A 25,983-nucleotide genomic window follows, 5' to 3' on the forward strand; every position below is an offset into this window, starting at 1 on the left:
TCCCTGGCCTCGGCAGGCCCGCCGGACCCCGGCCTCGTCCCCCACGTGGACCGGATCGGTATCGGCAACGAGGGGAACTACTGGTGCCTGATCTGGTGAAGGGGCAGGTTCAGGAAGGGGGACCGTAAGACATTCGGCTCTTCCAGGATTTTCGGAGGCATTGACCAGTTCTGTGGTTTCGGCTCGGTCGCGAGGCAGTAGGAGTCGGCGCCGGTCTCGATGATGTTGCCGTCGAAGGTGAGGCGGTCAACGATGGCAGCGCAGAGGCGGGGTCGGTGAAGGTATTGGTCCAACCGGAGAAGGATTCGCTGGAAGCGACGGCCACGCTGTTCTTCTGCTCGCGTCCGGTCAGGACCTGGAAGAGGAGTTCGGCGCCGCCCCGCGCCCTTGCCGCCGCGCCGGGGTGCGCCGCCGGTCACGCCACTGCGTGATGAAAACGCAGCGGGCAGGGTGTGTCAGCCCGAAGCAAGATCCGCTCGCGCAGGTACGGTCCCCCGCATGGCGACGCCCGACCAGCCCCGTCCCGGCCACCGCTCCCCCGCCGCCTCGGCGAAGGGAGACCCGCGACGCCGGGCATGCCGGAGGGCGGTCATGCTCCTGCTGTACACCGTGCTGTTCACCGCCGCCCCGGCGATGACGGCGCCTGCTGCGCCGGCAGCCACCGCCCGTGCCGCCCCGGCAGCGGCACCGGCAGCACCCGCGACCCCGGCGGCGGCGCCGACCTGCCAGGTCGGCGCCTACGTCACCGACCTCTACGGCCTGGACGTCTCACCGCGGACCATCAACGCCGACTTCTGGCTGTGGAGCGTGTGCCCCAGCACCGGCCTGGACGCCACCCGGCGCCTGGAGTTCATCAACGCCACTCAGGTCAACCAGAGCGACCGGTCCGTGGAGAAGGTCGGCGATCAGTACTGGTCCCAGGTGAAGGTCTCCGGCACCTTCCGCCAGCGGTTCGACCTCAGCGAGTACCCCTTCGACAAGCAGGACGTCCAGATCCAGGTCGAGGACTCCCAGCTCAACTCCTCCCAGTTCGCCTACGTCGCCGACCGGGCGAACTCCGGCTACGACCACGCCATCAGCCTCGACGGCTTCGAGATCCGCGACTTCAGCGTGCGGGTGGTCACCCACACCTACCAGACGTCCTTCGGCGACCCCCGCATCAAGCACGGGCACACGAGCCGCTACAGCCAGTTCGTCATCGAACTCCACCTCCACCGTGTCGACCTGGCCGGCTTCATCCGCCAGGCCTGGCCCGCCTACGTCGCCTTCCTCATCTCCCTGCTGTCCTACTTCATCTGGGCGCCGGAATTCCTCACCGTGCTCGCCGCCCGCCTCGGCATCCTCGGCGCCTCCCTGTTCAGCGTGGTCGTCAGCATGCGCTCCACCAGCCTGACCGGAACCCAGTTCGGCGTGACCCTCGTCGACCAGATCCACCTCGCCACCCTGCTCTACACCCTCGTCGGCGTCGGCTGCACCACCTACATCCTCCTGAGCTGGGCCAACCCCGACAAACGTGCCGCCGTACGACGCACCAACCGCATCGTGGCCTGGTCGACGACCGCCACCTACGTCATCGCCAACGCCATCTCCATCGGTTTCGCCGTCACCTGACACCCCACCACCAGCCCCTCGGCCGCCCCCTGTCCGTGCCGGCGGGAAGCCGGTGCGGGGCGGGGCAGGTGCGGGTGCGGGTGGCATCAGCGCGCACCGGCAGTTCTCCCGGGGTACGCTGCCCGGCCGCCGACACCGGTCATCCGGCCTGCGGGGCTACGGGGCTACGGGGCTACGGGGCTACGAGGAGGGCGACGCGCTCGGCCTCGACGCCGAAGCCGAGCGCCGGACGGCCATGGTGCCGGTGGCGCCGCCCGGTGCGGATGACCGGTGTCGGCGGCCCTCCACGACGTACTCGGCGTGACCTGCGCCCGAGCCCGCCGGTCCGATCCGCGGATCGCCGCGCGGGTCCACGCCGCGCTCGGCGACGCCCGCGAGGTGATCAACGTCGTTGCCGGCAGCGGCTCCTACGAGGGCGCGCACACCGTCCTCGCCGTCGAACCCAGCCCGGTCATGATCGCCCAGCGGCCGCCAGGCGGTGCGCCCGCCGTGCGGCCGTGGCCGAGCGCCTCCCGCTCGCGGACGGCTGCGCGGATGCGGTGGCGGCCCGGCTCACCGTCCACCACTGGAGCGATGTGGCGGTCGGCACCGCGCACCGCAGCGTCTTCTCGCGGACGTCGGCGGCTTCGGACGACCCGGCGGTCAGCGCGTGACGAGCACCGTCGCCGAGGCGGTCGACGCGCCGTGCAGGTCGTCGCCGGGCCAACTGACCGTATAGGTCACCTTGCGCCGGGTGCGCGGGATGTCGTTGATCGTGAAGGTGCCGTCGGCGGCCACGGTCACCGACGACAGCGTGCCGGTGCCGAGCCGGTCGGACCGCTCGACAGCGAGGACCGCACGCTCCGGCAGGGCCTTGCCCTGCGCGGTGAACGTGCCGGCGATCTTCACGCCCGAGTCGATCGGTACCTCCTCGGGCGCGGTGAGAGCGATCGAGGTGGGGGCCTTGCCGACGGACACCGTGGTGGTGACGTCCTCGGCGGGACGGTGGGTCAGGTCGCCGAGGAAGGAGATCCGGTAGGTGGCGTCGCCCACCAGGTCGGGCTCGTCGAGGACCGAGAACGTACCGTCACCCTTGACCGTGAAGGTGCCCAGGTCGTGGGTGCCGTCCGCGTCGGTACGGGTCGCCCTGACCTTCAGAGGCTCGGCGGGCGCCGGTCCGTCCTGCTCCAGCTTGCCGCGCACGGCGAGCGCCTCGCCGACGACGGCCTGGGCGGGACTGTGGGCGAGGCCGCCGGTGAAGCGGGCGTCGTACTGGACGGCCGGGGGCTGGATGATGTGCAGCCAGTACTGGTTGCCGGCCGCGTTCGTGGTCACCGCGAACAGGCGGGAACCGTCCGCCGCCCACTCCAGGCCGCGCGGCGCGACCCGGTCGCCGTCGAGGCTGCCCTCGAAGGCGAACTCCAGCGGGGCGGTGGAGTCGGCCGGATCGGCGGGCTGCACCAGCAGGTCCGGCGTGGAGCCGTCGGCCGAGGCGCCGCGCGCGAGGTACTTGCCGTCGCCGCCGAAGGCGACCGCGCTCGCCGAGGCCCCGGCGGGCAGCGCCTGGTAGCCGTCCGCCGCGTCGGACAGGTCGGTGGTGTTCAGCAGCCGGGTCCCGGCGCTCGCGTCGGCCACGGCGATCTTGCTGCCGTCCGCGGAGAACGCCATGTCCTTCAGGTTCAGGGCGCCCTTGCCGTCGGCGTCGGCGAAGCGGCGGGCCGCATGGCGTACGAGGTTCCCGCCGCCCGCGTCGTACACCGTCAGGAACGGGTCGGCGGCGGACGAGTTGAGCGGCTGGCCCATCAGCATCCGGTCGCCGGGACCGGCCTCGAGCTGGAGGTTGCCGTGGTCCTGCCAGTTGGTGCGCGTCGTGGTGTTGGTGACCGGCGCGTAGGAGTCCAGGTAGGTCAGCGCGGTGTCGCACTGCGAGGTGGGGTACGCGTACGGCGTGGTGTAGTACAGCGCGCCGCCGGAGAAGGCGAGGCTACGGCCGCAGGTGTCGGTGGAGACGTAGGTGCCGTTCGGGGTGTAGGTGCTGGTGTCGTAGCGCCAGATCACCTCGCGTCCGCCGACGTAGAGCGTGGAGCCGTCGGCGTTCAGCGCCAGGCCGGAGATGTGCTGGGTGGTGCTGATCGTGGTGATCTGCTTGCCCTGGAAGTCGTAGACGGCGATCAGACCGGGGTTGTACTGGCTGCCCAGGTAGCTGTCGGCGACGTAGACCCGCTGGTGCACGGAGTCCACCGCCAGCGCCGAGTACGAGGCGATCGGCAGCTTGGCCACGGCCTCGGAGGCCGCCGCGTGGGCCGCGGGCGCGGCGGCGACGGTCAGGCCGGCCCCGGCGAGCGCGGCGGCGAGCAGCGTGGCCGCGAGACGTCCGGGACGGTGTGCGGTATTCAACTGTGCCCCCCACAGGTCGAATTGAGCGCACCGCTGGGACCGGTGACGCTCCTGTGGAAGTCATGGAACGCCAGTGGAGATGCCGTGATCAAGGCGGCGCGACCGCACAGGAGAACGAATACGCGGACGTCGGCGGACCGCACCCGGCATGGAGCAGTCGGCGAACAGCGGTGCCGGACAGCACCCGAGCCTCCCGAACCGGCACTACTCATCGAGCGACAGATCGCACGACCGACGGTCCGCTCCCTGCTCCGGCCGCCACAGGACGGCCGCCCTGCCCACTTGCTTCCGGGCATGCCCGCCCACCGTCCGATCACGGCGCGGAGGATCGTAAACAAGCTCCGCAAGCACGGCCTGGAACGCGAACGACGACGCGAAGCCGCCGGAGAGATCTTGAAGGACCAGTGGCGGGACCATCCGCGAGAAATGCTGCGACACCTCGATGCGGCAGCCCCGACAATCGTTCGATGACTGCCGAGAAGCGTTGCCTCACCCTCCGTGTTGTCGTTCCTGATCTTCCGCAGAGGGGCGCAGGCGTGGAGGTCCGACCGTTGGTCGACGGTGAGGACATCTTGGCCGAGGTGTTCACAGAAGGGCCGGGCGAAGATCCCGAGTGCCTCTTGCTGCCGGACGGCCCTCTCACGGCTGGTCCTGAGCCGCACGAGGTGCGGCTGGCCGAGGCGACGTGCACCGAAGGGTGCTGCGGCGCTCTCTATGTGACCATCCGGCGCGACGGCGACCACGTGATCTGGAGCGAGTGGCGCAACCCCGACGAGGACGACGTTGACCTGCCTGAGTTCTGGTTCGATGCTCGGGAGTACCAGACGGAGGTGGAGCGAGCCGTTGCGGACCACAGCTGGGAGTGGCCGGCACGCACCGTTGCCCGGCTGTTGGAGCTGGACCTCAGAGAGCGCGCCGGCTGGCCTGCACAATGGGAATGTGAACTCGGCGGTGTGTCCGCCTGGCTTTGGGAGCCCGACCAGATCAACCTCTTCCTCTTCCATCCGGGCCGCTCGGCCATCGGGGAAGACCACCCATGGCTGCAGTTCCAAATGGTGCTTGACGTCTCCAATGACGACCCTGAAAGTCAGGCCGAGAGACTTGCCGAGCAACTCGTGGCGGGTGACCCACGTCAGACAGCCGAGGTCTGCGGCGGATCTCCGGAGTACGCCAGACGGCTTGGTTACCCGTGGCCGCAGCGGCGGAGGGCCTGAACGCGAGGAACACCGCACGCGGCAAGAACACTGCCGGGGCAACCGGGGTGACCATGGGGGCGGGCGCATACTTCGGTTCCCTGCAGCTGTACGCGGCCACCACCCTGCCCACCTTCTGCCGCCCGGCCGCCCACCGACCAATCCGCCCCTGTCCGGAGGCACCCCTTGACCCAGCCGAGCAAGCCCTCCCTCCTCGGAGTCTTCGCGCACCCGGACGACGAATCCCTCCTCGCCGGCGGAGTCCTCGCTCAGCACGCCGCCGTCGGCGCCCGCACCTCCGTCGTCACCGCCACCTGGGCCTCGGACACCCACCGTGCCGCCGAGCTCCACGACGCGCTCAAGGCACTGGGTGCGGGAAAACCCCGGATGCTCGGCTACGCCGATGCTCGCATCTCTGACTCCGCGCCCGGCCGACCGCGCCTGTGCGACGCCCCGATCGACGAAGTGGTCGAGCTGATCGTTGGGCACATCCGCGCCGTACAGCCGCAGGCCGTGGTGACGCACGACGGCTACGGCCAGTTGACCGGACACCCCGACCACGTCCGCACGCACCAGGCGACCGTGCTGGCCTTCCACGCCGCAGGCCTTGAGCATCTTCATCCCCGGGCCGGAGCGCCGTGGCAGCCGAAGGCCCTGTACGCGGCCACCCATCCGCACGCCGGCGTCGGCGAACTCGGGCCGCTCCTCGCGCGGGTGGGCAAAACAGTGCTGAGCGTGCCGGACGAGTACGTCACGGCAACCGTCGACGTGACCGGCTGGCTTGAGCAGAAGTGGGCGGCGATCTTGGCTCACCGCAGCGAAGCTGCTCGAGGGCGGTCCTTCCCAGGGATCCTCGCCCGCCTGCCCGTCCGGCAGAGGCAGTCGATCATCGCGACGGAGTACTTCATCCGGCTGAGCGCCGGGAACGGGCCACACGGGCTGCGGGAACTGAGCCTTTTCCAGCCTCAGGTTGAGGAATGCTGAAAGGCGACGACGGCCTTCACGATGTCGGTGATCCGGTTGGTACTGCATGGAGTTTCCGCAGGAGGCGCCGGCCCTTCAGGGCGGCCATGGCCTGCTCGCCGAGGCAGCGGATCTTGGCATGGGCGCTGTTGTGCCGTCGCTTCCACCGCTTGGGCCGACAGCCGCGGAACGGCACCCGGACCGGATCGCGTACGTCTTCGCCCGCACGGTCTTCGTCGCCTCGGCCAGGGTCGGGGCCAGGACAGCCAGGACATCGACGGCCTCGCGTATGCAAGGGATCCGCACCCTTTCCGGTTTGGGCATGCTGATGGTGGTGGACCGGGGGGTGGCGGCTATGGGGCGTAGGCAGGGTGCGTGGGTCGGGTCGGCCGTGGCGGGGACGGGTGCAGTCGTGGCGGCGGGGCTGGGGCCGGTGACCAATTACGCCAGTGCCACTGTGCCGGGGTGGGCTGCTCACGCGTGGGTGATCTGGCCGGTGTTCGCCGTGCTGGTGACGGTCGGCATCGGGCTGGTGTTGTGGGGCCGGCGGCTGGACGCAGCGGCAAGTCCACCGACTCGGCTGGGACCGGTGGGCAGATCGACCTGGGGTCGGCAGGATTCCTTACGCCCCCCGCATGTGGAGCGCGTGCGCGGACGTGAGGCCGAGTTGGCCGAGCTGACCGGCATGCTGCGACGGCCGCAAGGGCGGTTCGCGGTGTTGTGTGCGGCTGGCGGGACGGGGAAGACGACGGTAGCCGCGCAGTTCGCCTCGCAGGCCAACGGGGCGGGGTGGCAGGTGTTTTGGGTGCGCTGGCGTGATTCCGCCGAGCTGGCGCAGCAGATGGTGCAGGTGGCGCTGGCCTGCGGGCTGCCTGAGGCGGAGTTGGAGTCCGCACGGGCCGGGCGGGCGAGTCTGCCCGACGTGGTGTGGCGGCAGTTGGGTCGGGTGCGGCGGTGGCTGTTGGTGTTGGACAATGCCGACGAGCCGCAAGAGATCGGTCCGGCAGGGGAGCCGTTGGCTGACTACCGCGGTTGGATCCGCCCGCACGGTCGAGGCCTGCTGGTGGTGACCAGCCGGGACAGCGGTCCGCAGACCTGGGGGCCGCGTGCTCGGCTACTGCCCTTGAAGCCGTTGCCCGCACAGCCTGCAGGACAAATCCTGGTCGACGCTGCTCCCGAGGCCGGAACAGCCGAGCAGGCCCGGGATCTGGCCATGCGGCTGGGCGGGCTCCCGCTGGCGTTGCACGCGGTCGGCACCTACCTGGCCGGGCCCACCAGCCGCTACCGCACCTTCACCGCCTACCGCCGGGCCCTGGAGCATGAGCTGTCTCTCCTGCTGGGGGCCGAACACCCGGATGCCTCTCATCCGCAAGTCGCTCGCAGCGTGGTGCGGCACACCTGGGAGGTGTCCCTGGACCAGCTCGCCCGGGAAGGCAACGCTTTGGCCCGCCCCGTGTTGCGACTCCTGGCCGTACTGGCCGAAGCCCCCGTCCCGCTCTCCCTCATCACCCCGGACCTGCTGTCTGCCGTCACCGGAGACGACGTCACCGTCGTAGCGTTGGAGGCTGCGTTTGCAGGTCTGCACCGGTACGGCCTGCTCGACCTTCCACACTCCCCCGGCGATGCCGAGCAGGCATCGGGCGTCGGCGGTCCGGCGCAGGTAGTACTGCACCCTCTGATCCGAGAGATCAACGCCGTCGCTCTGGCGGCCGAGGCACCCCGTCTCGCCACGTGGCACCGAGCACTTGCCGAGCGGCTGACCTCGGCCGTGCACGAGGTGGACGAGCAAGGGCGCGCCGGTTGGCCTGCTGCCGTGCTCCTCGCCCCTCACCTGCCGGTGCTGCTCGATTTCCCGGACCAACGCTCCGCCGCACACCACCGCGCCGCCCTCAGCACGCTCGCGCTGGCCCTGGAGCACGCCGGTGCCTTCGGTGCAGCCCGCCTGCTCCACGAACGTGTCCTCGACTTCGAGAGCCGCACTCTGGGCACCCGGCACCCCGACGCTTTGACCAGCCGCAACCATCTGGCCAACGCCTTGTTCGGAATGGGTGAGCCGACTGAGGCGATACGGCTGCTCCGACAGACCCTGGAGGACCGTAGCCGCGTCCTGGGCCCCGCACATCCTGACACTCTGATCAGCCGTCACGACCTCGCCTGCGCCCTGGACGGGACGGGACAGCATGCAGAAGCGGTGTCTTTGCTGCGGCAGACCCTCGCCGACCGTTCCCGTGTGCTGGGCGTCATGCATCCGCACACGCTGGCCAGCCGCGACAGCCTCGGTCTCGCCCTGGACGGGATGGGCGAACACGCACAGGCGGTCCGCCTGCACCGACAGACCCTTGACGACCGCATCCGCGTGCTGGGCCCCGAACACCACCTCACCCTGCTCAGCCGCCACAACCTCGCCGTCGCACTGGCCAGGCAGGGTGAGCATGCGGAAGCGGAACGGCTGCTGCAGCAGGCTCTTGACGACCACGCCCGTGTGCTGGGTGCCGCGCATCCGCACACCCTGGCCAGCCGCGACAGCCTCGGTCTCGCCCTGGACGGGATGGGCGAACACGCACAAGCGGTCCGCCTGCACCGACAGACCCTTGACGACCGCATCCGTGTGCTGGGCACCAAGCACCCCGATACCCTGACCAGCCGCCACAACCTCGCCGTCGCACTGGCCGGGACGGGTGAGCAGGAAGAGGCGGTACGCCTGCTGCGACAGACCCTCGCCGACCGCGCCCGTGTGCTGGGTCCTGAGCACCCGCACACCGTGCGCACCCGCGACGACCTGGAGACAGTCTCGGCTGCCTGGCGTGCTGCGCAACGGCGACAGACCTGGTTGCGCCCCTCGCGACGCTAGGGGGCGAAGCGGGCTCCGCAGCGGTCCGTCGGGCGACCTGTACATCGTCCACCACCAACGTGCACCCCGCCTTCACCGGCCGGGTCAAGCGCCTGGTCGCCCTGGGCCGTACGAGTCCCGCACGCGCGGACGACCCCGACGGGCACGGCACCCACGTGGCGGGCTCCGTCCTCGGCGACGGGACGTCGGCGTCGATGGGTGGAGCCATCACCGGCACGGCCCCGAGGCGAGACTGGTCCTGCAGTCCGTGCTGGCCGACGACGGCTCGCTGTCCGGCATCCCGCAGGACCTGCGTGACCTGTTCGAGCCGCCCCTCCTGGAGGACGGGGCGCGGATCCACACCAACTCGTGGGGGCCGGACGTCCCAGGCCTTCCGTACAACAAGAGCGCGCGCGAGATCGATCATTTCGTCTGGAACAACAAGGACTTCGTGATCTGCTTCGCCGCGGGCAACGACGGTACGGACCGCGACGGTGACGGTCGTATCAACCTCAGGGCCGTCAGCGGGGAGACCGGGGCCAAGAACGTCATCACCGTCGGCGCCAGCGAGGGCGACCGCCCCCAGATCCCCCACACCTATGGCGATCCTTTCGACCCGCTCGCGGATCGCGCCCGACCACGGTCGCTTCGGCGCCTCCACGGATCCCGCATTCATGTTCGACAGCGGCACCAGCATGGCCACCCCGCTGGTCGCCGGCTGTGTGGCGGTACTGCGCGAAACGCTGGTGAAGAACGGAACACCCAAGCCCAGTGCCGCGCTCATCAAGGCCATGCTGATCAACGGTGCGGACGAACTCAAGGGCCAATACGTCCCCTCCGAGGCAGGCCCCTCCCCCAACAACAATTCGGGCTTCGGCATCGTCAACCTCCAACACGCCGTCGTCCTGCCGACCGATGCCGGCCGAGCCGGCTTCACCGACGCCAAGGAGCTCAACCAGGCAGAGGAGCGCGCATTCGGCATCACGATCCCCCCGGCCGGGCCCCGCACCCTGAAAGTCACCCTCGTCTGGACAGACCCGCCCGGCCCAGCCCTGCAGAACGACCTCGACCTGATCGTCCGCGCGGGCGGTCAGGAACGCCACGGCAACATGGGCACGGATCCCGGGTTCGACCGCATCAACAACGTCGAACAAGTGCACTGGCAAGAAGTCCCTGCCGGGGAGGCCGAAGTCGTCGTCAGGGCCTTCCGGATCACCCAGTTCGCCCAGCCGTACGCCGTCGCCTGGCGCATCCTCTGACTCGTACACAACCGCTGTCCCGGTCCGGCGGGCCGGGACAGCGGTCACAGCGCGGGCGTCGTCCGCCTCCGGGCCAGAGTGACCGCGTCCGCCAAAGACACAGGCTTCCGCTCCGGGTTCAGCTCCTACAGCAGCCGGCCCAGCCGAGCCGGGTCCCTCCAGTTCCACGGCCGGCACATACCTGAAATCGATGCGGCAGCGAACAGCTTCGGCCGCATGGGCGTCCGACAGACCGAGCAGGAACTGCAGCGTGCAGGCGGAGGCCGATCGGCCCTTTCCGAGCCGGTGGCGTCGACCGCGAGTCGGACAGTCCTGCGCAACCACGAAGCTCCTGGCAGACGGGTTCTCGACCAAGATCACCCACGTCCGCCAGGAGCTTCGCGTGCTTGTCCACCCGCCCTCGATCGATCTGTCCAGCCGCGCCCTTCGGGCCCTGACCGGACAACCGACAACCGGGCGGCAGGAGATCGGGACGCGACAGCGGCGCCTTCCACCCGCGCGTCAGGCTGACAGCCGCTCCGGACCTCACCCGCCCTGCCCGGTTCGACTCACGACCTGACCGTCGCGCGACAGCACGGGATCACCGACGTGGTGAAGGCTTTCCCCGTCCTTCACCACGTGTCAGCGTGAGGCTGGAGAACGCTCATCGGATCTGCGCTCTCCCGTCTGCCGAGGCCATCACGCCTGGCTTCAGGGCCGCTGCAAAAGCCGGTCCAGCTCGATCTGCACGGCTGTCAGTCGCGTGTTCCCACGGCGATGTCCTCGAACCCCTCCAACCGGGTCCACTGCCTCGCGGCGAGCATGTGCGAAGGCAGACGGTCTGCGCCCGGGAGCGGCCCCAGGTCCAAGCCGGTGATCTCTGCGACATCAGCCACCGGGACCTGGAAGGTACGGAAGGCTCCCAGAGGGGGAGGATCCCCGGCCTGCGCTGCATCGGCCATGGCTCGTGCAGCGACTTCGTGGCTCAGGTCGGGGCTCTGGTCGAGGACGTATGCGGTGGCCGCCAGTTCACCGTCCTGCATGAACGCGGCAACCTTCCAGAAGCGCAGCGGGACCTTCACTCCCCGGTACGGCGGGTCGGTGTCCTCGAGCACCGGACCTGTGAACACCGACAGTTTGCGGTGGAAGTTTTTTGCATGGTTGAGCAGGAAGTCTTCCAGACCCTGCCAGAGCTGCTTTCCCTGGTTGAAGACATCCATCTGTGGGGCGGCGTTCGTATAGTGGAAGGTGTCGCTGTTGGCAGCCGTTGTCTCGCTTCCCGTGCCCCAAACCGGGTCGAGCCTGCGGACGAGGTGTCCCTTGTCCAGCGGGTTGTTCTTGTAGACGGGGTCGCCTGCCTGCTGAGCGTCGGGAACCCGTGGGTCGAACCTCCAGTCGTTGGTGCGGTCCACCTCGATCAGCTTCTGGCCGTCGATCATGACAGCCGTTGACGCGGCCAACCGTCGGTCGGGGCGGAACACCACGCTGAAGTGGGTGTACGGCAGGACCACGGTCTCGATGCCTGGATCCGTAGGCCGGGGCAGCGGAACGGCCGGCCCGAGGAATTGCTCGTTGTAGCCCGTGCGGTTCGAGAGGGACTCGAGGGTCAGGACTTCCGCATCAGGCGTGAGATCCGGTGAAGGTGTCATGCACCTGTAGCTACCGCGCCGCTCGATCATTAATGCCAATATCGCACGAATGATACAAATAGTCCGCTATATGCCACCCAGGAGCCTGCGCCAGAGGTTCGTCGGCAGTAGGCTGCAACTTCGCCGAGGATCTCGTCGGCGATCTTGGTCCATCCGCCCAGGGTCACCAGCAGGGCTTTGACGGCTCAACCGTAAAGTTTCCCGTTCAACTTGAGATTGCCTACCGCCGACCCCTATCCGGGATTTGCTACCGCAGGTCAGCGCGTCATGCGCCTACAGGTTGTCCCCCTGCAAGCTCTGACGCGCTCGTCCGTACCGCAAGAGAGTCGGCGTCTCCCGATCTCCCGCTCGACGAGGCCATCAGCGAGGACGGTCAGACGTTGGGGACCTGCAGCTTGTCCCAACTGGTTCTGCCGGGGATTCCGTTGGCGTCGTCGCCTTCGAAGCCGAGTTTCCGCTGCCAGGCCGCGTAGGACTTCACATCTCCCGGCCCCCATACGTCGGCGCCGGCGCTCGACTGGTAGTGGTTGCAGCCCTCGGCGACGAGACGATGGTGCATCGCGGCGACGATCGGCGACTTCCGTCCGGCGTGGAAGAACGACGCGCCGGGGAACGGCTCGGTACCCGGCTTGGGGACGGGGCGTGAATCCTTGAATCGGTCGTACGCCTCCTGAGCCGCCGCGAGGACCTTGTCGTAGATCTTTTCCATGTACGGTCCGGCGCAGATGGTCGAGGACCAGTGATGGTGGTAGAAAAGGTTGCTCTTGCTGGGGCGTACGCCGATCACCTTGGCGAAGTGCCAGCCGGCAAGACGTGCGGCGCTCTTCCAGGTGGCCTCGGCGACCGTCCAGTTGGGCGCGAGCGTCGCGTTCGCCATTTCGATGCTGATCGAACTCTGGTTGCCGGCCACGTTGCCGACGGCCCAGGCGTACTCGTTCACTTTGACGTACTGAGCGACGGCACCGGCGGCGTCCACGTCGAAGTGGGCCGAGGTCGGACGCTTCTTCCAGAGGTCGAGCGCGCCCTGGTGCGAAAGCCGGCCGGCGTTGTGATGCAGTGTGACCGACGTCTTCCTGTAGGACTTGTGGGTGACGTGGCCCGTCGCACTCAGTTTGTCGATGAGGTTGGAGACGGGACGGTCGTATGCGATGGTGGCGGTCATTCGGGGGCCTCCGCGTCGTTCTCGACGCCGTCCTGGGCGAAGGCGACGAAGTCGCTCTCCGGAAGGTCGTCGAGGTTGTCGGTGCCGGGTCCGTCGCCGGTGTCTGTCATCTCGAGGGCCGCTTTCACGTCCTCGTCGTCGAAGTTCTTCTCGGGCATGACGCCGTCCTTTCAGTTCCACGGCTTCGTGTCGTCAGTGGTACTCAGGATCGGGAAGTCTCGCGTCACCGGTCGAGATGTCGTCGACCGTCATCGGGCTCGCATGGTGGATGTGGACACGGTCATGTGTCTCGCAGCCGTCCACGTCAAGATCACATCCGTTGCGGCGAATGATGGTCCGGTTTCGGATCTGACGCCATCGAATGGAGGCGCGGAACCGCTGGTCGATGTGGCGGTCGAACCAGAAGGCCGACCTCCCGGCCTTCCCGCAGGCTTCCGCGGCGCCATGGTCTCGGCCTTTAGACGTCGGGGACGTGCAGCTTGTCCCAACTGGTTCTGCCGGGCGTACCGTTGGCGTCGTCGCCTTCGAAGCCGAGTTTCCGCTGCCAGGCCGCGTAGGACTTCACATCACCCGCCCCCCATACGTCGGCGCCGGCGCTCGACTGGTAGTGGTTGCAGCCCTCGGCGACGAGACGATGGTGCATCGCGGCGACGATCGGCGACCTCCGTCCGGCGTGGAAGAACGACGCACCGGGGAACGGCTCGAAGGTGGTGGGGCCGACGGGACCGCCGTCCATGTACTGCTTGTAAGCCCCGTTCACGAACGTGGACCATTGGTTCCAGTCGTGTGCTTGCTTGATGGCCTTTGCCGTCTTGGCGTTGTAGAGCGGGTCCTTGAGCTTTCCCTCGATCCTGAGCGTGTCCGGTGGGGAGAACTGTCCCGGGTGTTTGAGGGAGCGTATCTGGAAGAGACCTATGGACGGCCCCCACTTGTGGTCGACCAGATTCTGGTCTCCGACGATGCCTGGGTCGCCTTTGGACTCCGCCATGGCAACGGCCGCTGCGATTTTGATGTCTTTGCCGGTGAACCCCGCCTGTGTGGCGAGGGCGCGCAGCTCGGTCAGGCTCATTCTCATTTTTCGACGCCCCTCCGGCTTGTCGATCAGAAGCCATTCCCGCACGGCGCATCGAGGTGTCGGATCGAGGACCGGGGGTTGACCGGAATTCTCGACCCGGGAGGAGACGTTGCCGAAATGTGGCAGCTGTGCCTGCGGGTAAGGGGGAGATCCCGCTACGGGCTTTCCCTGGTTGACACGTATGCGTGTAGGGGATCACGGATCCTCTTGGTCGCGCTTCTGTGATGCCAGGCGACTTCGCGAGGAGCAAAAGATCACTTACTGCCACTATATGGCCATGCCGGGGATCGGGCAAACAGAGTACCGAGGTTTTGCAGAAGGGCAACCTGTGGGCGCGCGACATGCCGGCCCGCGGTGTCAAATCCCGGAATCGGCAAGTCAATTCTCGGCAGACCTGACGAGCTCATGCTCAATAGGCGGTAGGGCATCGGTGGCTTCGACGGAGGCCCGGTGTTCGCATTTCCGCACGCGCGGCGGAGCATTGCGGCGTGGGCCGGTCTTTGTTGGGCCTCCGTATCGCGAGTCCGGAACGGGAGTTCGACGTCCGGATGTTCGCCCGTTCCAGCTGTCGGATCGAACTCACCGGCGCCTGGGCCGTGTTGCTCGGCGACGCGCGATTGTCCGGTCACCGACGATCGTGCGGCGGCCGACGCCGCGATGTCCACCAGGGCAGTACGCGGCGGCCGTCTCGCGGTGGGCACGGTCGTGGCCACGGCCGCGGTCGACGCACCGAATCGGCTCTGGCGCCGACGCGCGCAGCGCCCGAACCCACGCGCGCTGCTGCGCACCGGCGGCAGCGACGGGCCGACGGCGGTCCGCCGCGACGAGCCGGGCATCACCTTCCTCGGTATGCCGGAGGGACGGCCGGGGCGAAGGCTCTCGTCCTCGACCACGACGTGTACGTGCCGGCGGTGCCGTCCGGGCACCGGCTGGCGGGCGCCTCGCAGGTCGCTCTCCGAAGGTCGCCGGTGAGGCGTTCGCCGACCTCGTGGCGGCACCCGGGCCCGTTCGGACCAAGCGTTCGCCGCCGCGGCCCCGGTCAGGGACGTGTGGCGTACGAGGCCAGGGGCGCCGAGCTTGATCACTCGGCTGAGCGCGCGGCCTGCACGTGGCACTGCCGCGGTCGGCACTCGTCCGCCCGCGGGTCGCGGACCGTCCCGGTACGGCCCTGATCCGAGCCGTCGACGGTCCGCACCGGGGCGAGTACACGGCCTGGAGCCGTTTGGTCACCGGTCCGGCCACCCGCGCCCCGACCGAAATTGACATGGTCCATGCACGGGGCGAGTCTGGAGTCAGGTGCGCTGAACGGCCTCTCAGAAGTCCGCATTTCAATCAGACTTGCGTTCGTCGACTTCGGCCGCGCCCGCACGTCCTTGACGAGGATCCCGGACGCACCCGAGAGGAGACTCTCATGCACGGGCATGTGCGAACCGTCACCGGGGACGAGCCGATCTCCATGATCAAGGTCAGCGTCTACCGCCCCGACCTCACGCTCGTCGACCGTGCCTACACCAACGACGACGGCTCGTACAGCGTCGACGTGCCCGCCGGTGAGACAGTCACCGTCCGGTTCGACACCCACCACTCGCTCGACAACGCGGACGGCTGGCAGCCGTCGCTGGTCACCGACGCGGTCACCGACGACGCCGTCCCGCTCGACCGCCTTCTGGTCCCCGTGGGCCAGTTCGCGGACACGGCGCGCGGCATCGATGTACTCGCCGCCTTCCTCCTGGCCTCGGCCGTGGAAGGACCGGAGTACGCAGCCCACGCCACGACCCGGCTGTCCCAGATCAAGCAGAACACCCTGCTCCTCCAGCACATCCAGGCAGCCCTCCTCCAGCACTTCACGGAGCGGGCCGACGCCTGATGGGCCGTACCCGACCCGGCCGGTGGTCATCGTGCCGAACCTCCTCCTCGTCCGATCCTCGGGCCATCTGCTCCCCGGGGTTTCGTGGTCCGGCCCGACCGTGGCGGAAACCCGCGCCGACGGGATGCCGGCCCTCGAGGCCACCGGCGGCGACGCCCTGCCCCTGATCCCCCTCCCTCCCCAGCACGCGGCTGAGGAGACCCCTCCCGCCCGGAAAGCAGACCCCGGAGACCCTGTCGGCGGACTCGGGCACCCTCGTGCCGATCTGGAACGGCTTGCTGTCCGGGCCGAGCCGGATCTCCTTCGCCCTGCCGCACGGCACGACCCTCGTCCCCACTGTGGACGGCATGCTGCAGGCCATGGGCCGGGGCCGGCCGAGCGCCGCGGGTACCGCCGTCGAACCGCCCTGATGGACGGTCTTCGCCCCGCAGGACCGCCAGGGCATCGCCTGCGACCACCCCGCGCTCCCCCTGATGGTCGCCCGGGTGTCGGGCCTGTGGCGCGCCCGCCTCCGCTCCTCGCAGCGGGCGCCGGGAACCCCCGTCCAGAACGGGCCTCCTTGGACGGAGAGTTGCTCGACAACGTCGGCGAAACAACGTCTACAACGCCGAGTTCTGTGAGGGCCGGTACGGATCGTGGCGGAGGCCGGGAGCCGATTCCGGAAGTGGCTGAGGTCCTGGGCATCCGCCCCCGGACCCCGGCACAGCCGGGTGTCGCGGGCACGGCGCGACGGGTCGCCGTCGTCGGACCGGCCGGCGGAAAGCCCTCGTCCGGCGGTTGTTCGCGAGAGAGCAAGCGCGCTGAGTCGGAGCGGCTGCGGGCCGAAGCCGGGCAGAAGAACAAGCGCATCCGCGAGCAGCATGCCCGCCCCCGGCCCCAGTTGGTGATGGGTCAGGCCCGGTGGCAGCCTGGAGACAACACCGTTCGTGTTCGCAGGAGGTGGAGTATCCGTGCAAAGCCATATGTCGCGCACCGGAAAACTGCTGAGCACCGCCGCGGTTGCCGCCCTGTCGGCCACGCTCTTTCCTGTCATGGCGGCCCCGCCCGCGGCGGCCGTGACCTGCGACTCGGCCGCCGCCAACCGGGCCCCGACTGCCGGGACGGCCGCCCAGGCGAGGGATGCCGTGATCTGCCTGATCAACGCGCAGCGCACACAGCGCGGGCTGCCTGCCCTCACCACCAACCAGGCCCTGACGAACGCGGCTCAGCAGCATGCTGTCGCGGCCGTCCAACTGAAGTGGTGGGGACCGGGCAACGACCCGCACCGCAACCCGCAGACCGGCTCGACACCGCAAAGTCGCATCCAGGCGGCCGGATACTGTCCCAACCCCCGCTCGTGGGAGTTCAACGAGATCGCGTACACCGGGTGGGGCGGATCGGGAACTCCGCAGGCCGCCGTCAACTGGTGGATGAACAGCCCCGGTCACCGCGCCATCATCCTCAAGCCGTCGCTGCGCGAGATGGGCCCGTGGGCCCAGCCCGGCTCGGCGGACCGGGCCGGGGCCTCGTCGCCCGGCGCCGGCACCTACGTCGTGACGTTCGGACGCTGCCAGCAGTGACTTCCTCCCCCTCCTGGAGGAGAGGGATTCCTACGGCTGCCGAAGCCGACAAGCTCTTCCGGAAGCCCTGTTGCCGCAGTCTTTCGCGCCGGCGTCCGGGAGTCCGGCTCGCCGTCACGGACGTGTGACCGTCTGGACAAGCTGTTCACACCTGGCGCACGCGCCTGATCAGGCTCGCTGTCCGCCGTTGCCTCAGCGACGCGCTCCTGGGCCTCACCGGCCGCCGCCAGACGCCAGGCCGTCCGGCGGGCGGGAGCCACCAGAGCCCGCCGGCCCTCGTCGTCCACGGATTCGCGTTCCCATGGAACAGCCACTGCTTTCACCGTGACGCTCCGGACGTCCGCACAGCGTGTGGTGAGCCGTGAAGAAGGCTCTGACCTGGTCTTTCCTGCGACTTCCTCAGACCGGCGCCTTTCCGATGACGCACCATGTCGAGTGCGTGGCCGTTCTCGAGCCCGTGACGAAGGGCAGCCGACCTGACGCTTTTCTGCCCCGGTGGATCCGTGTTGCGGGCCTTTGTGCCCGGTGCGACGGTGTGCGAGGGGACGATGCCGACGGCCCGGTGAGGGACAGCCCTGCCCGGCGACGGCACCGCGCGTCGATGCACGACTGAGCCGTGCCCCACCATCCTTGGCGCCTGACAGTCCGTGAACCGACGCGTGCCCACGAAGCCGGCAAAGCGCACAGAAAGCGGGAATTTCAATGGCGAACGGACCCATGGACAGACGCTCCTTCGGTGAGCCGCCCGATCGGCCCAACGGCTCCGGCACGAGCCGACGCACGGAGTACACCGGTCGGTACGTGGTCCTGCTCGACCCGGGCAACCAGGAGAGCGGACTGAACGCACTGCGTTCGTCCGCCGACATCGCGCCCGTCGAACGTGTCCGGGGAACCGAGACCGTGAACGTCGCCGAACTCCTCGATCGCCCCGACGTCTCGGTGCACTTCGAGGAACTCGGCGTCGCCGTCGTCGAGGTGCGGCCCGAACAGCGCCACGCGCTGGTCACCACGGCGGAGGCGGAATCCTCGATCATCGCGGCGGAACCGGAGCGCATGGTGTACGCCATGCCGATCACCGCCCCGCAGCAGGCGCCGACCGAGTTCTTCCCGGCCTACCGCAGCGACGAGGACGTGGTCGCCCACCACACCGACGCCGCGATCGCCGCCGTCCAGGGCCCGGCCTTGGACGAGCAGACCTGGACTTGGGGCCTACAGGCGATCCGGGCCAACCTGTCCAGCCTGACCGGACGCGGGGTGAAGGTCGCGGTACTCGACACCGGTGTGGACACCGACCACCCGGACCTGGTCGGGTGTATCGAGGAGACGATGTCCTTCGTGCTCGGCGAGGCCGTCGAGGACGGCCATGGTCACGGCACACACTGCATCGGTACCGTTGCCGGGCCGGCCCACCCCCAGCAGGGGCCCCGCTACGGCGTGGCCTGCGACGCCCGGATCCTTGCCGGGAAGGTCCTCAGCAACGCGGGCAGCGGCCCCGACGGCCAGATTCTGGCCGGCATGAACTGGGCCGTCGCCCGCGGTGCGCGGGTGATCTCCATGTCGCTCGGCGCTCGGGTACGGAAGGGTGAGCTCTTCCCGCAGGTGTACGAGATCCTGGCCAAGCGCGCGCTCGAGCGCGGGACGGTGATCGTCGCCGCCGCGGGCAACGAAAGCGACCGGCCCCAGGACATCGAGCCCGTAGGCCGGCCCGCCAACTGTCCCTCCATCCTCGCGGTGGCGGCGCTGGACAAGGCCTTCACACCGGCGTTCTTCTCCAACGCCGGCATCAACGGCCAGGGCGGCGAGATCAACATCGCCGCGCCCGGCATGGACGTGCGCTCCGCCGCCCCCAATGGCGGGTACGCGAACAAGAGCGGCACCAGCATGGCCACGCCGCACGTCGCGGGAGTCCTCGCGCTGCTCGCGCAGGCGAACCCCAACGCCTCCGCGGCCGATCTCATGGCTGCTCTGAAGTCCGGTGCGTTCCCGCTGGCGCAGCCCCTCAGGGACGTCGGCGCGGGTCTGCTCCAGGCACCGTGAGCGAGCCGTCCCGGTCCGCGCCGGTCGGGGTCGTCCTCGCGGTCGACCCCGACCGGTTCGCGGAGGTGGTCGAGGCCCTGCGGCGGGCCGGGCTGACGGTGACGGGCGAGCAGCCGGTCCTCGGCACGCTCGTCGGCACCGTCGTGGAAGAGCGGATACCGTCCCTGGAGGCGGTCGACGGCGTCGAGTCCGTCGACCGGGAGCGCACCACCCGACTCCCCCCGCCCGACTCCCCGATCCAGTGATCCCGAGGGCCGCCCCGGGCCCGGGTCCGGGGCGGCCCTCTCCCGGATGACCTTTGTCCAGCGGCACCTCCCCCGCTCCGCGCCAGGTACAAGATCGCGTCAGCGATCCGCCGACGCGGATGCTTCTCACACCGCCCCCACCCTTTTGTCCCGCCCTCGGCGCGGGCGGCAACGGCTCGATCCACACCCACTGCTCCTCCGTCAGGTCGGACGGGTGACCACGACATCGGGCGGCATGGCCGCCTCTCCGAGTGCCATCGACCGTGCCGACCGGCGCGTGGCGTTCGGCGGTTCCTCCTCGAGTGTTTTGACGATGACCCGCTCGGCATCCGCATCGGTGGCCTTCCTGGGGACACCTGGCCTGGGCCCGTCGGACAAGTCGTCCGGACCGCGGTCGAGGAGGAAGCGTCTTCGCCAGGTGCGGACCGTGTCCGGAGCGCTCTTCGGCTGCGGGGACGCCTCCATGATCGAGTGCCCCTCGGCGCGCTCCAGCACGATCCGGGACCGCGGGGCCAGAGTCCGAGCCGTCGACGCATCCATCCTTCAAGCGCAGCACGCTGGGCATCCGTCACCGACAACGGCGGGTTCTTCGGTCCACGACGATTCGCGGCAGACCGACGACGAACCTCCGACTCGGGTCACCAGCGGCCGGGCTCACTGCGTGAGCGCCTGCCGGTCGGCCGTACCCAGGTGCTTCCGCTCAGCGGCGTGGCGGCGATGTACCCGCCGCCCAGCAGGCGGGTGACGGCGTCGCCGGTCTCCGTAGTGAGAGGTCCGGAGTGTTCGGTGCCCGGACTGCGGGCGAGGTCCCCGGCATGGAGGCGAGCGGCGGCCTCGACCCGCAGGGCGTAGCCGTCGGCTGCCGAGCGGATGCGTATGCGCCCGATGGCCGCCAGGGAGGCGGCGATCGGCGCGACCGGCCACCACCAGTACGTGAGAGGCGGGTAGAACGCGCTCCAGGCGGCGAACGTGGTCGCGCGTGACAGGGTCTGCCGGGCCTCCGTGATTTCGGCGCGTACAGGATCGGGCAGGACGAACCACAAGGCCGGCCACACTGCGCCGAGATCGAGATGGTGGTCCCGCTCCAGGCGTACGGCCGCGGTGTGGATGCGGTCGCCGTTCCAGCCAGGGCGCGCGGGCTGTTCCGAGGCGGTCCGGGTCATGGCTCGGTGCAGCCTGTGTCGTTCCGCCGGGTCCGTACGGCGCCCGAGGGCCAGGGCGCGGGCCGCGTGCTCCCGGGCGTCATGGTGGGCTGCCGCGGCGTACGCCCAGCGGCGTCGACGGCGGGCGACGCACCGGTCGGCCAGGCGGCGTGATGGACCCGGCCACGCCTGCCAGTCCTCAGCGAGGCAGCCCTGTTCTACGAGCGTGCCGGCGGCCTGCGCGGCGAGCTGGGACGGGTCGAGTGCGTGCCGGTGCCCGAGTGCGCGGGCGGTGCCGGTCGCCGCGCGGGTCCGGCGCTCTGGCGCGGGCAGTACGGCCGGCACCAGGTCGGCGGCGTACGCCAGGGCGCGGTCGACGTCGCCGAACTCCCGGTGGATCCCGACCCCCGATGCCCGGAGTATGTCTCTTTTCGGCCATTCCCCTATAACGCCCCTGTACGGAAAGGTACTTCCGTACAGGAACACACACCTGACATCTTGCATCCACCACTCGTTTCGTACGGCCCGGCCGGTGTTCTCAGCACGGCCGGGCCGTCCTTGGAGGACGCATTGATACCCCCCATATCGAGCCGCCCCAGACGCACTCTGGTACTGGCGGCCACGCTCGGCGCCGCCCTCGCGTTCGGCGCCCCGGGCGCCCTCGCGGGCACGCTCCCCGTCGTCCCCTCCACCGGGCCGGCCGCCAAGGCCCACGCTCCGGCCGCCGCGCCGGCTTCCCGCAGTACGGCCTGGGTGGCGGGCACGCGTGCCTACCTCGTGATCACCGCCCCCGGTGACAGTTCGGCGGTGCGCTCCGCGATCGCGGCCAACGGCGGCACCGTCTTCTCGAACTTCGACGCCATCGGCGTGATCGTCGCCCACTCGGCGTCCAGCGGATTCGCCGCCACCATGCGCGGTGTCGCCGGCGTGCAGCAGGTCGGCGCCACGCGCACCTCCGACGTTCCGGCCGACGCCTACAACCCGGCGCTCCCGGCCAATCCGGCCCAGGCCTCGACCCCCGCCGGAGAACCGGTCCGGGCCGACATGAGCCAGATCAAGGCCGACCAGGCCTGGGCCGTGAACCCGGGCTCCGCCTCCGTCACGGTCGGCATCCTGGACACCGGTGTGGACGACCAGCACCAGGACCTCGCGCCCAACTTCGACGCGGCCGACTCGGTCTCCTGCGCCTACGGCAAGCCCGACACCCGTGCCGGCGCCTGGCGGGACGTCGACACGCACGGCACCCACGTGGCGGGCACCATCGCCGCGGCCAAGAACGGCAAGGGCGTCGTCGGCGTGGCCCCCGGGGTGAAGATCGCCGCGGTCCGGGTCGCGGAGCCGGGCAACTCCTTCTTCTTCGCCGAGAACACCATCTGCGGCTTCGTCTGGGCCGGTGACCACGGCTTCAAGGTCACCAACAACAGCTATTACACGGACCCGTGGCAGTTCAACTGCCCGGACAACATCGACCAGGCCGCCATCATCGAGGGCGTCAAGCGCGCCCAGGAGTACGCCGAGGGCAAGGGCTCCCTCCAGATCGCGGCCGCGGGCAACGAGAACTACGACCTCGCCCACAAGACGACCGACTCCGCGAGCCCGAACGACTCGACTCCGGTCACCCGCACCATCACCAACGCCTGCCTCGACATCCCGACCGAGCTGCCGGGCGTGGTCACGGTCGCGGCCAACGGCACGGGCGTCACCAAGGCCTCGTTCTCCAACTACGGGCAGGACGTCATCGACGTCGCGGCGCCGGGCAGCAACGTGTACTCCACCGTTCCCGGCGGCGGCTACGGCAGCAAGAGCGGCACCTCGATGGCCACCCCGCACGTCGTCGGCGTGGCGGCACTCATCGCCAGCGCCGACCCGGGCATCACCCCGGCGCAGATCCGCGCCAAGCTGGCCGCCCAGGCCAACGACATCGCCTGCCCCTCGGACAGCCGCTGCACGGGCACGACGGCGAACAACTCGTTCTTCGGCGAAGGACAGGTCGACGCCCTCAAGGCCGTCGGGACCACCCCGCCACCCGGCAAGTACTTCGAGAACCTCGCGGACTTCGCCATCAACGACAACGCGACCGTGGAGAGCCCCATCGCCGTAACCGGCGTGACCGGCAACGCCCCGGCCACCCTCAAGGTGGGTGTGGACATCAAGCACACCTACATCGGTGACCTGAAGGTCGACCTGGTGGCGCCGGACGGCACCGTCTACACGCTGCACAACCACTCCGGCGGCAGCGCCGACAACATCGCCCAGACCTACACCGTGAACGCCTCCTCGGAGGTCGCGAACGGCACCTGGAAGCTGCGCGTCAACGACAACGCCGCCTCCGACACAGGCAAGATCGACGCCTGGAACCTGACCTTCTAGCGCAGAGCCCGGCAACACCCGCGCACAACACGCACTGCGCCGGTGGCGGCTCCCCGCCCGCGGCCACGGACAGGCGGGCTGCGGTCTGTTCGGTCAGGGCTGCGAACTGCACGGTGACAGAGGGCATATGGGCCTCGGCGGCGGTGAACGCCGCGGCCGGGGCCCATATGCCGGAGGCGTCCAGGAAGGCCGCGAACGGCCTGGGGCCGGTGTCCGTCTCACCGTGCGCCTCCCTGAGGAGCTGCGGGGACGTGTCCGCGCTGACCGTACGGGCAGCGGGGCCGCGGCTGCTCGCGCCGCGGCCCCGAGGAGTGCCGGCCGGCTCGACCTGTCGACACCCGCGCGACGGCGCAGAGGGCGCGGCCGAGGGCCTGACCGACGTCTCGCACCACTGGCCACTCGACCGAAAACGCCAGATCCCTCCTCGAACTGCTCTCGCGGCCACTCGGGACAGGGACCGCACTCACCGATCGGCAGGTACGGCTCGATGAACTTCCACTGATCGTCGGCGGTGGCCCGGTCGGCGGCAGACACCGGCAGAGGGCGGACTGCCCGGGGTCGCGAGGCGCCCGCCGGGCCCGAGCACCTGCGCGGCGGCGCCGAAGACGCGGGTCGGTTCGTCACGCCGTCCATAGGGGTCGGCGTCGTGGACGTGGTCCTCGACAGTGTCGGGATCGTTCTCGCCCTCGCGCCGCAGTTCGTCCGCCACGGTCGAGAAGGCCCGGCAGAAGGAGCGCGGCGAACAACGCGGCCCGGCCGAACCGTTCAGCCGGAGTGGAGGGCGCGCTCGATCTTCCGCCTGCCGAGCAGCGGGATCACGCCCTGCCAACCGCGCACCGTCACCTTCGCCCGCAAGGTCACCTGCAGGCTCCCGGGCACAGCCGCGTCCGAGAACCGAGCCAGGACGCGCAGCAGACGGTCGACCCGCAGCGGGGCCACGCCGACGCGCTGGAACGTCCACTTGGCCAACTGCATGTCCTTCCCGCTCGCCAGCAGGGTCGGAAAGTAGACGTCCTGCTCGCTGCTGCGCTCCAGAGCGGCTTCGGGAGCCAGCAGGGTCACGCTCGTGTCGAAGGAGAGTCCGGCGGTGCTCCTCCTGACCACCTTGACGGGCTGGTCCGAGACCTCGGAACCCGGGATGAGGTCGAGCACCCGGCCAGGCCGGACGGACAGGCTCACGCTCAGCCACTCAAGCTCGCACTCGGGGTGCGGGTGCCCGACGCACAGCAACGGAATGTCGAGCACCGTCTCGCCCTCGGGAGCGGCGGCGCCCGGCTCGACGGGTCCGAGGCTCAGGGTGAACCGGTTGGCCTTGGCCAGCAGGCGCACCTCCTCGTCGAGTACGGCGGGTCCAGCGGCACGCTCGCTCAGGGCCGCCTCGTCCACCTCCAGGTCGAACTCGACGGGCGTCGCGCCTTCCCACCACTCCGACTCCGTCGCTCCGCCGGATGCGTCCACCATTTCGCCTCTCACTCAGTCGAGTTGATCATTCGTCACGACACCGCGACCGCATCCTGGTGCTACCCGGCGCGGGATCACGTCCAATCCCCCACGGCTGTAAACGGTCCCCAGTGGTAGAAGTGCTGTTGCGGGTTCGTCCCACCGGCCGAATCGAGGGCGGCCCGGTGCAGGGCCAAGGGTGCGCCCGCCCCGGCTCGCAACTCCCGGTGGAAGGCCATGAGCAGTTCGGCCGCGGCGTCGTCGGCGACCTGCCACTGGCTGACCACGACACACGAACTGCCGCCGAGGAGCAGGGCCCGGGTGAGGCCCACCGGTTCGTCCCCGGGGCGCTGCTCGTTGACGCCGGTCTCGCAACCACTGAGCACCACCGTTCCGCAGGCGGAGGTCTGTTCGCCGAGCAGGGCGGATGCGTGCAGTCGGCCGTCCGCGAGTTCCATGCCACGCTCGAAGCCGTTGCCGACGGACAGGACACCGTGGGCGGCGAGGTGCACCAGGCCGTCCCCGCGCAAAGCAGCACGCACCCGGGCCAGCGTGACCTCCTCCTCCAATTCGACGCGCAGGCCGAGGAGTTCGGCAACGGCCCGGGCCTCGTGCGCCGCGTGGGGCAGGTTGCCGCGCGGGTCGCCGAACACGACCGCCCGTCCCTGTCTGGCGTCGGCCGCCCGCCGGGTCCTGTGCCACAGTCCGTGCAGAACGGCCGCCGAGGGTGCGTAGCACACGGGGTTGCGCAGCAGCAGCGGGATCCCGTCCACGGGCAGGGTGTGCAGCGGCAGTCCGTGGAGGACGCCGTGAGGAAGCAGATGGACGAGGTCCCCGGGATCCGCCCACTCGGCCAGCGGAGACACCAGTGGCGCCAGGCGGTGCCAGTCGCCGACATCGCCGTCGTAGTCCTCCATCATCATCCGGACCCCGCCCGGCACCTGAAACCACATCCGGGCCTGCTCGGTGATCTCGGAGTACCGCAGCGGCACCGCGGCGAGACGGGGTTCGTCCCAGTCCGAGCGCAGTCCGTACACCAGCGTGCCGGCGGGGACGCAGCGGTACTGCGCGATCAACACCCTCCGCCCGTCCGTGCGTTGCTCCTCCCTGGCGAGCGCCGCCCGCAGCTGCGCCACGGTCACGGGGCCGGGCAGTGGGGCGATCCGGTCGGCCTGCCCGGCGGCGGACCCGCCGAGCGCCTCGACTCCGTCGAGCAGTGCCCGGGC

At 69.7% G+C, this 25,983-nt stretch carries 21 protein-coding genes and 3 pseudogenes; 13 read left to right on the plus strand and 11 right to left on the minus strand.

What is annotated here, in order from left to right:
* Positions 1 to 185: 185 nt before the first annotated feature.
* Positions 186 to 382 (minus strand): annotated as a pseudogene (locus tag CW362_RS35255) (ATP-binding protein); the annotation flags it as partial.
* A 116-nt stretch (positions 383 to 498) separates the two neighbouring features.
* Here CW362_RS35255 and CW362_RS44190 point away from each other — a divergent pair.
* On the plus strand, positions 499 to 1,611 hold the full coding sequence (locus CW362_RS44190; RefSeq protein ID WP_206301151.1) for a ligand-gated ion channel: 1,113 nt from the start codon (positions 499 to 501) through the stop codon (positions 1,609 to 1,611).
* Between the two features lie 497 nt (positions 1,612 to 2,108).
* On the plus strand, positions 2,109 to 2,264 hold the full coding sequence (locus CW362_RS44195; protein ID WP_206301152.1) for a class I SAM-dependent methyltransferase: 156 nt from the start codon (positions 2,109 to 2,111) through the stop codon (positions 2,262 to 2,264).
* Here CW362_RS44195 and CW362_RS35270 read toward each other — a convergent pair.
* Entirely contained in the window at positions 2,254 to 3,987 is a 1,734-nt protein-coding gene (locus CW362_RS35270) for an Ig-like domain repeat protein (protein ID WP_206301153.1), read from the minus strand. The two genes, CW362_RS44195 and CW362_RS35270, sit on opposite strands and share 11 nt — an antisense overlap.
* Before the next feature lie 467 nt (positions 3,988 to 4,454).
* On the opposite strand from CW362_RS35270, the gene CW362_RS35280 reads away from it, so the two are divergent.
* The 5 genes and pseudogenes from CW362_RS35280 to CW362_RS44200 all read left to right on the plus strand — a co-directional run bounded on the left by CW362_RS35280 (position 4,455) and on the right by CW362_RS44200 (position 10,232).
* Entirely contained in the window at positions 4,455 to 5,201 is a 747-nt protein-coding gene (locus CW362_RS35280; protein ID WP_103553693.1) for a hypothetical protein, read from the plus strand.
* Between the two features lie 165 nt (positions 5,202 to 5,366).
* Positions 5,367 to 6,164 carry a PIG-L deacetylase family protein gene (locus CW362_RS35285; protein ID WP_103553694.1) on the plus strand — a complete coding sequence of 266 codons (798 nt, stop codon included), beginning with the start codon at positions 5,367 to 5,369 and terminating at the stop codon, positions 6,162 to 6,164.
* A gap of 46 nt (positions 6,165 to 6,210) precedes the next feature.
* The gene (fxsT, locus tag CW362_RS43020) at positions 6,211 to 8,994 is read left to right on the plus strand and encodes an FxSxx-COOH system tetratricopeptide repeat protein (protein ID WP_376453463.1); all 2,784 of its coding nucleotides are present in this window, start codon (positions 6,211 to 6,213) and stop codon (positions 8,992 to 8,994) included.
* Between the two features lie 247 nt (positions 8,995 to 9,241).
* Positions 9,242 to 9,484, plus strand: a pseudogene (locus CW362_RS45380) (S8 family serine peptidase); the annotation flags it as partial.
* A gap of 88 nt (positions 9,485 to 9,572) precedes the next feature.
* On the plus strand, positions 9,573 to 10,232 hold the full coding sequence (locus CW362_RS44200) for a S8 family serine peptidase (protein WP_206301154.1): 660 nt from the start codon (positions 9,573 to 9,575) through the stop codon (positions 10,230 to 10,232).
* A gap of 734 nt (positions 10,233 to 10,966) precedes the next feature.
* Here CW362_RS44200 and CW362_RS35315 read toward each other — a convergent pair.
* The 4 genes from CW362_RS35315 to CW362_RS35325 form a co-directional block, all read right to left on the minus strand.
* Positions 10,967 to 11,890, minus strand: a complete 924-nt coding sequence (locus tag CW362_RS35315; protein WP_240658202.1) for a DNA/RNA non-specific endonuclease — start codon at positions 11,888 to 11,890, stop codon at positions 10,967 to 10,969.
* A gap of 343 nt (positions 11,891 to 12,233) precedes the next feature.
* Positions 12,234 to 13,022: a peptidoglycan-binding protein gene (locus tag CW362_RS35320; protein WP_103553696.1), complete on the minus strand. Its 789-nt coding sequence runs from the start codon at positions 13,020 to 13,022 to the stop codon at positions 12,234 to 12,236.
* Positions 13,019 to 13,180: a hypothetical protein gene (locus CW362_RS43555; RefSeq protein WP_162684330.1), complete on the minus strand. Its 162-nt coding sequence runs from the start codon at positions 13,178 to 13,180 to the stop codon at positions 13,019 to 13,021. The genes CW362_RS35320 and CW362_RS43555 overlap by 4 nt, the downstream gene beginning before the upstream one ends.
* A gap of 299 nt (positions 13,181 to 13,479) precedes the next feature.
* On the minus strand, positions 13,480 to 14,091 hold the full coding sequence (locus tag CW362_RS35325; protein WP_103553697.1) for a peptidoglycan-binding protein: 612 nt from the start codon (positions 14,089 to 14,091) through the stop codon (positions 13,480 to 13,482).
* Between the two features lie 1,417 nt (positions 14,092 to 15,508).
* On the opposite strand from CW362_RS35325, the gene CW362_RS35335 reads away from it, so the two are divergent.
* The 5 genes from CW362_RS35335 (at position 15,509) to CW362_RS35355 (ending at position 19,805) form a co-directional block, all read left to right on the plus strand.
* Positions 15,509 to 15,964, plus strand: a complete 456-nt coding sequence (locus tag CW362_RS35335; RefSeq protein ID WP_103553704.1) for a carboxypeptidase regulatory-like domain-containing protein — start codon at positions 15,509 to 15,511, stop codon at positions 15,962 to 15,964.
* A gap of 257 nt (positions 15,965 to 16,221) precedes the next feature.
* Entirely contained in the window at positions 16,222 to 16,374 is a 153-nt protein-coding gene (locus tag CW362_RS43560; protein ID WP_162684331.1) for a hypothetical protein, read from the plus strand.
* 540 nt (positions 16,375 to 16,914) lie between these two features.
* On the plus strand, positions 16,915 to 17,523 hold the full coding sequence (locus tag CW362_RS35345) for a CAP domain-containing protein (RefSeq protein WP_240658203.1): 609 nt from the start codon (positions 16,915 to 16,917) through the stop codon (positions 17,521 to 17,523).
* A gap of 717 nt (positions 17,524 to 18,240) precedes the next feature.
* The gene (locus CW362_RS35350) at positions 18,241 to 19,560 is read left to right on the plus strand and encodes a S8 family peptidase (protein ID WP_240658204.1); all 1,320 of its coding nucleotides are present in this window, start codon (positions 18,241 to 18,243) and stop codon (positions 19,558 to 19,560) included.
* The gene (locus CW362_RS35355; RefSeq protein ID WP_103553699.1) at positions 19,557 to 19,805 is read left to right on the plus strand and encodes a hypothetical protein; all 249 of its coding nucleotides are present in this window, start codon (positions 19,557 to 19,559) and stop codon (positions 19,803 to 19,805) included. Before CW362_RS35350 ends, CW362_RS35355 begins: the two co-directional genes overlap by 4 nt.
* A gap of 201 nt (positions 19,806 to 20,006) precedes the next feature.
* On the opposite strand, the gene CW362_RS35360 is transcribed toward CW362_RS35355, so the two are convergent.
* Positions 20,007 to 20,345 carry a helix-turn-helix domain-containing protein gene (locus CW362_RS35360; protein WP_240658205.1) on the minus strand — a complete coding sequence of 113 codons (339 nt, stop codon included), beginning with the start codon at positions 20,343 to 20,345 and terminating at the stop codon, positions 20,007 to 20,009.
* A 98-nt stretch (positions 20,346 to 20,443) separates the two neighbouring features.
* Complete coding sequence (locus CW362_RS44205; RefSeq protein WP_162684332.1) at positions 20,444 to 21,292, minus strand: hypothetical protein; 849 nt, start codon at positions 21,290 to 21,292, stop codon at positions 20,444 to 20,446.
* Positions 21,293 to 21,517: 225 nt separating this feature from the next.
* Between CW362_RS44205 and CW362_RS35370 the strand changes: the two genes are divergently transcribed.
* Positions 21,518 to 23,317 carry a S8 family peptidase gene (locus tag CW362_RS35370; protein ID WP_206301155.1) on the plus strand — a complete coding sequence of 600 codons (1,800 nt, stop codon included), beginning with the start codon at positions 21,518 to 21,520 and terminating at the stop codon, positions 23,315 to 23,317.
* A 382-nt stretch (positions 23,318 to 23,699) separates the two neighbouring features.
* Here the strand turns inward: CW362_RS35370 and CW362_RS45760 are convergent.
* The 3 genes and pseudogenes from CW362_RS45760 to CW362_RS35385 form a co-directional block, all read right to left on the minus strand.
* Positions 23,700 to 23,851: pseudogene (locus CW362_RS45760) on the minus strand (transposase); the annotation flags it as partial.
* A gap of 231 nt (positions 23,852 to 24,082) precedes the next feature.
* Positions 24,083 to 24,778 carry a hypothetical protein gene (locus tag CW362_RS35380; RefSeq protein WP_103553701.1) on the minus strand — a complete coding sequence of 232 codons (696 nt, stop codon included), beginning with the start codon at positions 24,776 to 24,778 and terminating at the stop codon, positions 24,083 to 24,085.
* A gap of 74 nt (positions 24,779 to 24,852) precedes the next feature.
* A partial coding sequence (locus CW362_RS35385; RefSeq protein ID WP_162684333.1) for a CHAT domain-containing protein occupies positions 24,853 to 25,983 on the minus strand: 1,131 nt, incomplete at its 5' end.

The sequence above is a fragment of the Streptomyces populi genome (genome assembly GCF_002911015.1).
Classification (GTDB): Bacteria; Actinomycetota; Actinomycetes; order Streptomycetales; family Streptomycetaceae; genus Streptomyces; species Streptomyces populi.

Coding starts and splice junctions, on each gene's coding strand:
- CW362_RS44190 (WP_206301151.1), top strand. CDS start 499: ATGGCGACGCCCGACCAGCCCCGTCCCGGCCACCGCTCCCCCGCCGCC.
- CW362_RS35280 (WP_103553693.1), top strand. CDS start 4,455: ATGACTGCCGAGAAGCGTTGCCTCACCCTCCGTGTTGTCGTTCCTGAT.
- fxsT (WP_376453463.1), top strand. CDS start 6,211: ATGGAGTTTCCGCAGGAGGCGCCGGCCCTTCAGGGCGGCCATGGCCTG.
- CW362_RS44200 (WP_206301154.1), top strand. CDS start 9,573: ATGGCGATCCTTTCGACCCGCTCGCGGATCGCGCCCGACCACGGTCGC.
- CW362_RS35315 (WP_240658202.1), bottom strand. CDS start 11,890: ATGATCGAGCGGCGCGGTAGCTACAGGTGCATGACACCTTCACCGGAT.
- CW362_RS35320 (WP_103553696.1), bottom strand. CDS start 13,022: ATGACCGCCACCATCGCATACGACCGTCCCGTCTCCAACCTCATCGAC.
- CW362_RS43555 (WP_162684330.1), bottom strand. CDS start 13,180: ATGCCCGAGAAGAACTTCGACGACGAGGACGTGAAAGCGGCCCTCGAG.
- CW362_RS35325 (WP_103553697.1), bottom strand. CDS start 14,091: ATGAGCCTGACCGAGCTGCGCGCCCTCGCCACACAGGCGGGGTTCACC.
- CW362_RS35335 (WP_103553704.1), top strand. CDS start 15,509: ATGCACGGGCATGTGCGAACCGTCACCGGGGACGAGCCGATCTCCATG.
- CW362_RS35350 (WP_240658204.1), top strand. CDS start 18,241: ATGGACAGACGCTCCTTCGGTGAGCCGCCCGATCGGCCCAACGGCTCC.
- CW362_RS35360 (WP_240658205.1), bottom strand. CDS start 20,345: ATGGATGCGTCGACGGCTCGGACTCTGGCCCCGCGGTCCCGGATCGTG.
- CW362_RS35380 (WP_103553701.1), bottom strand. CDS start 24,778: ATGGTGGACGCATCCGGCGGAGCGACGGAGTCGGAGTGGTGGGAAGGC.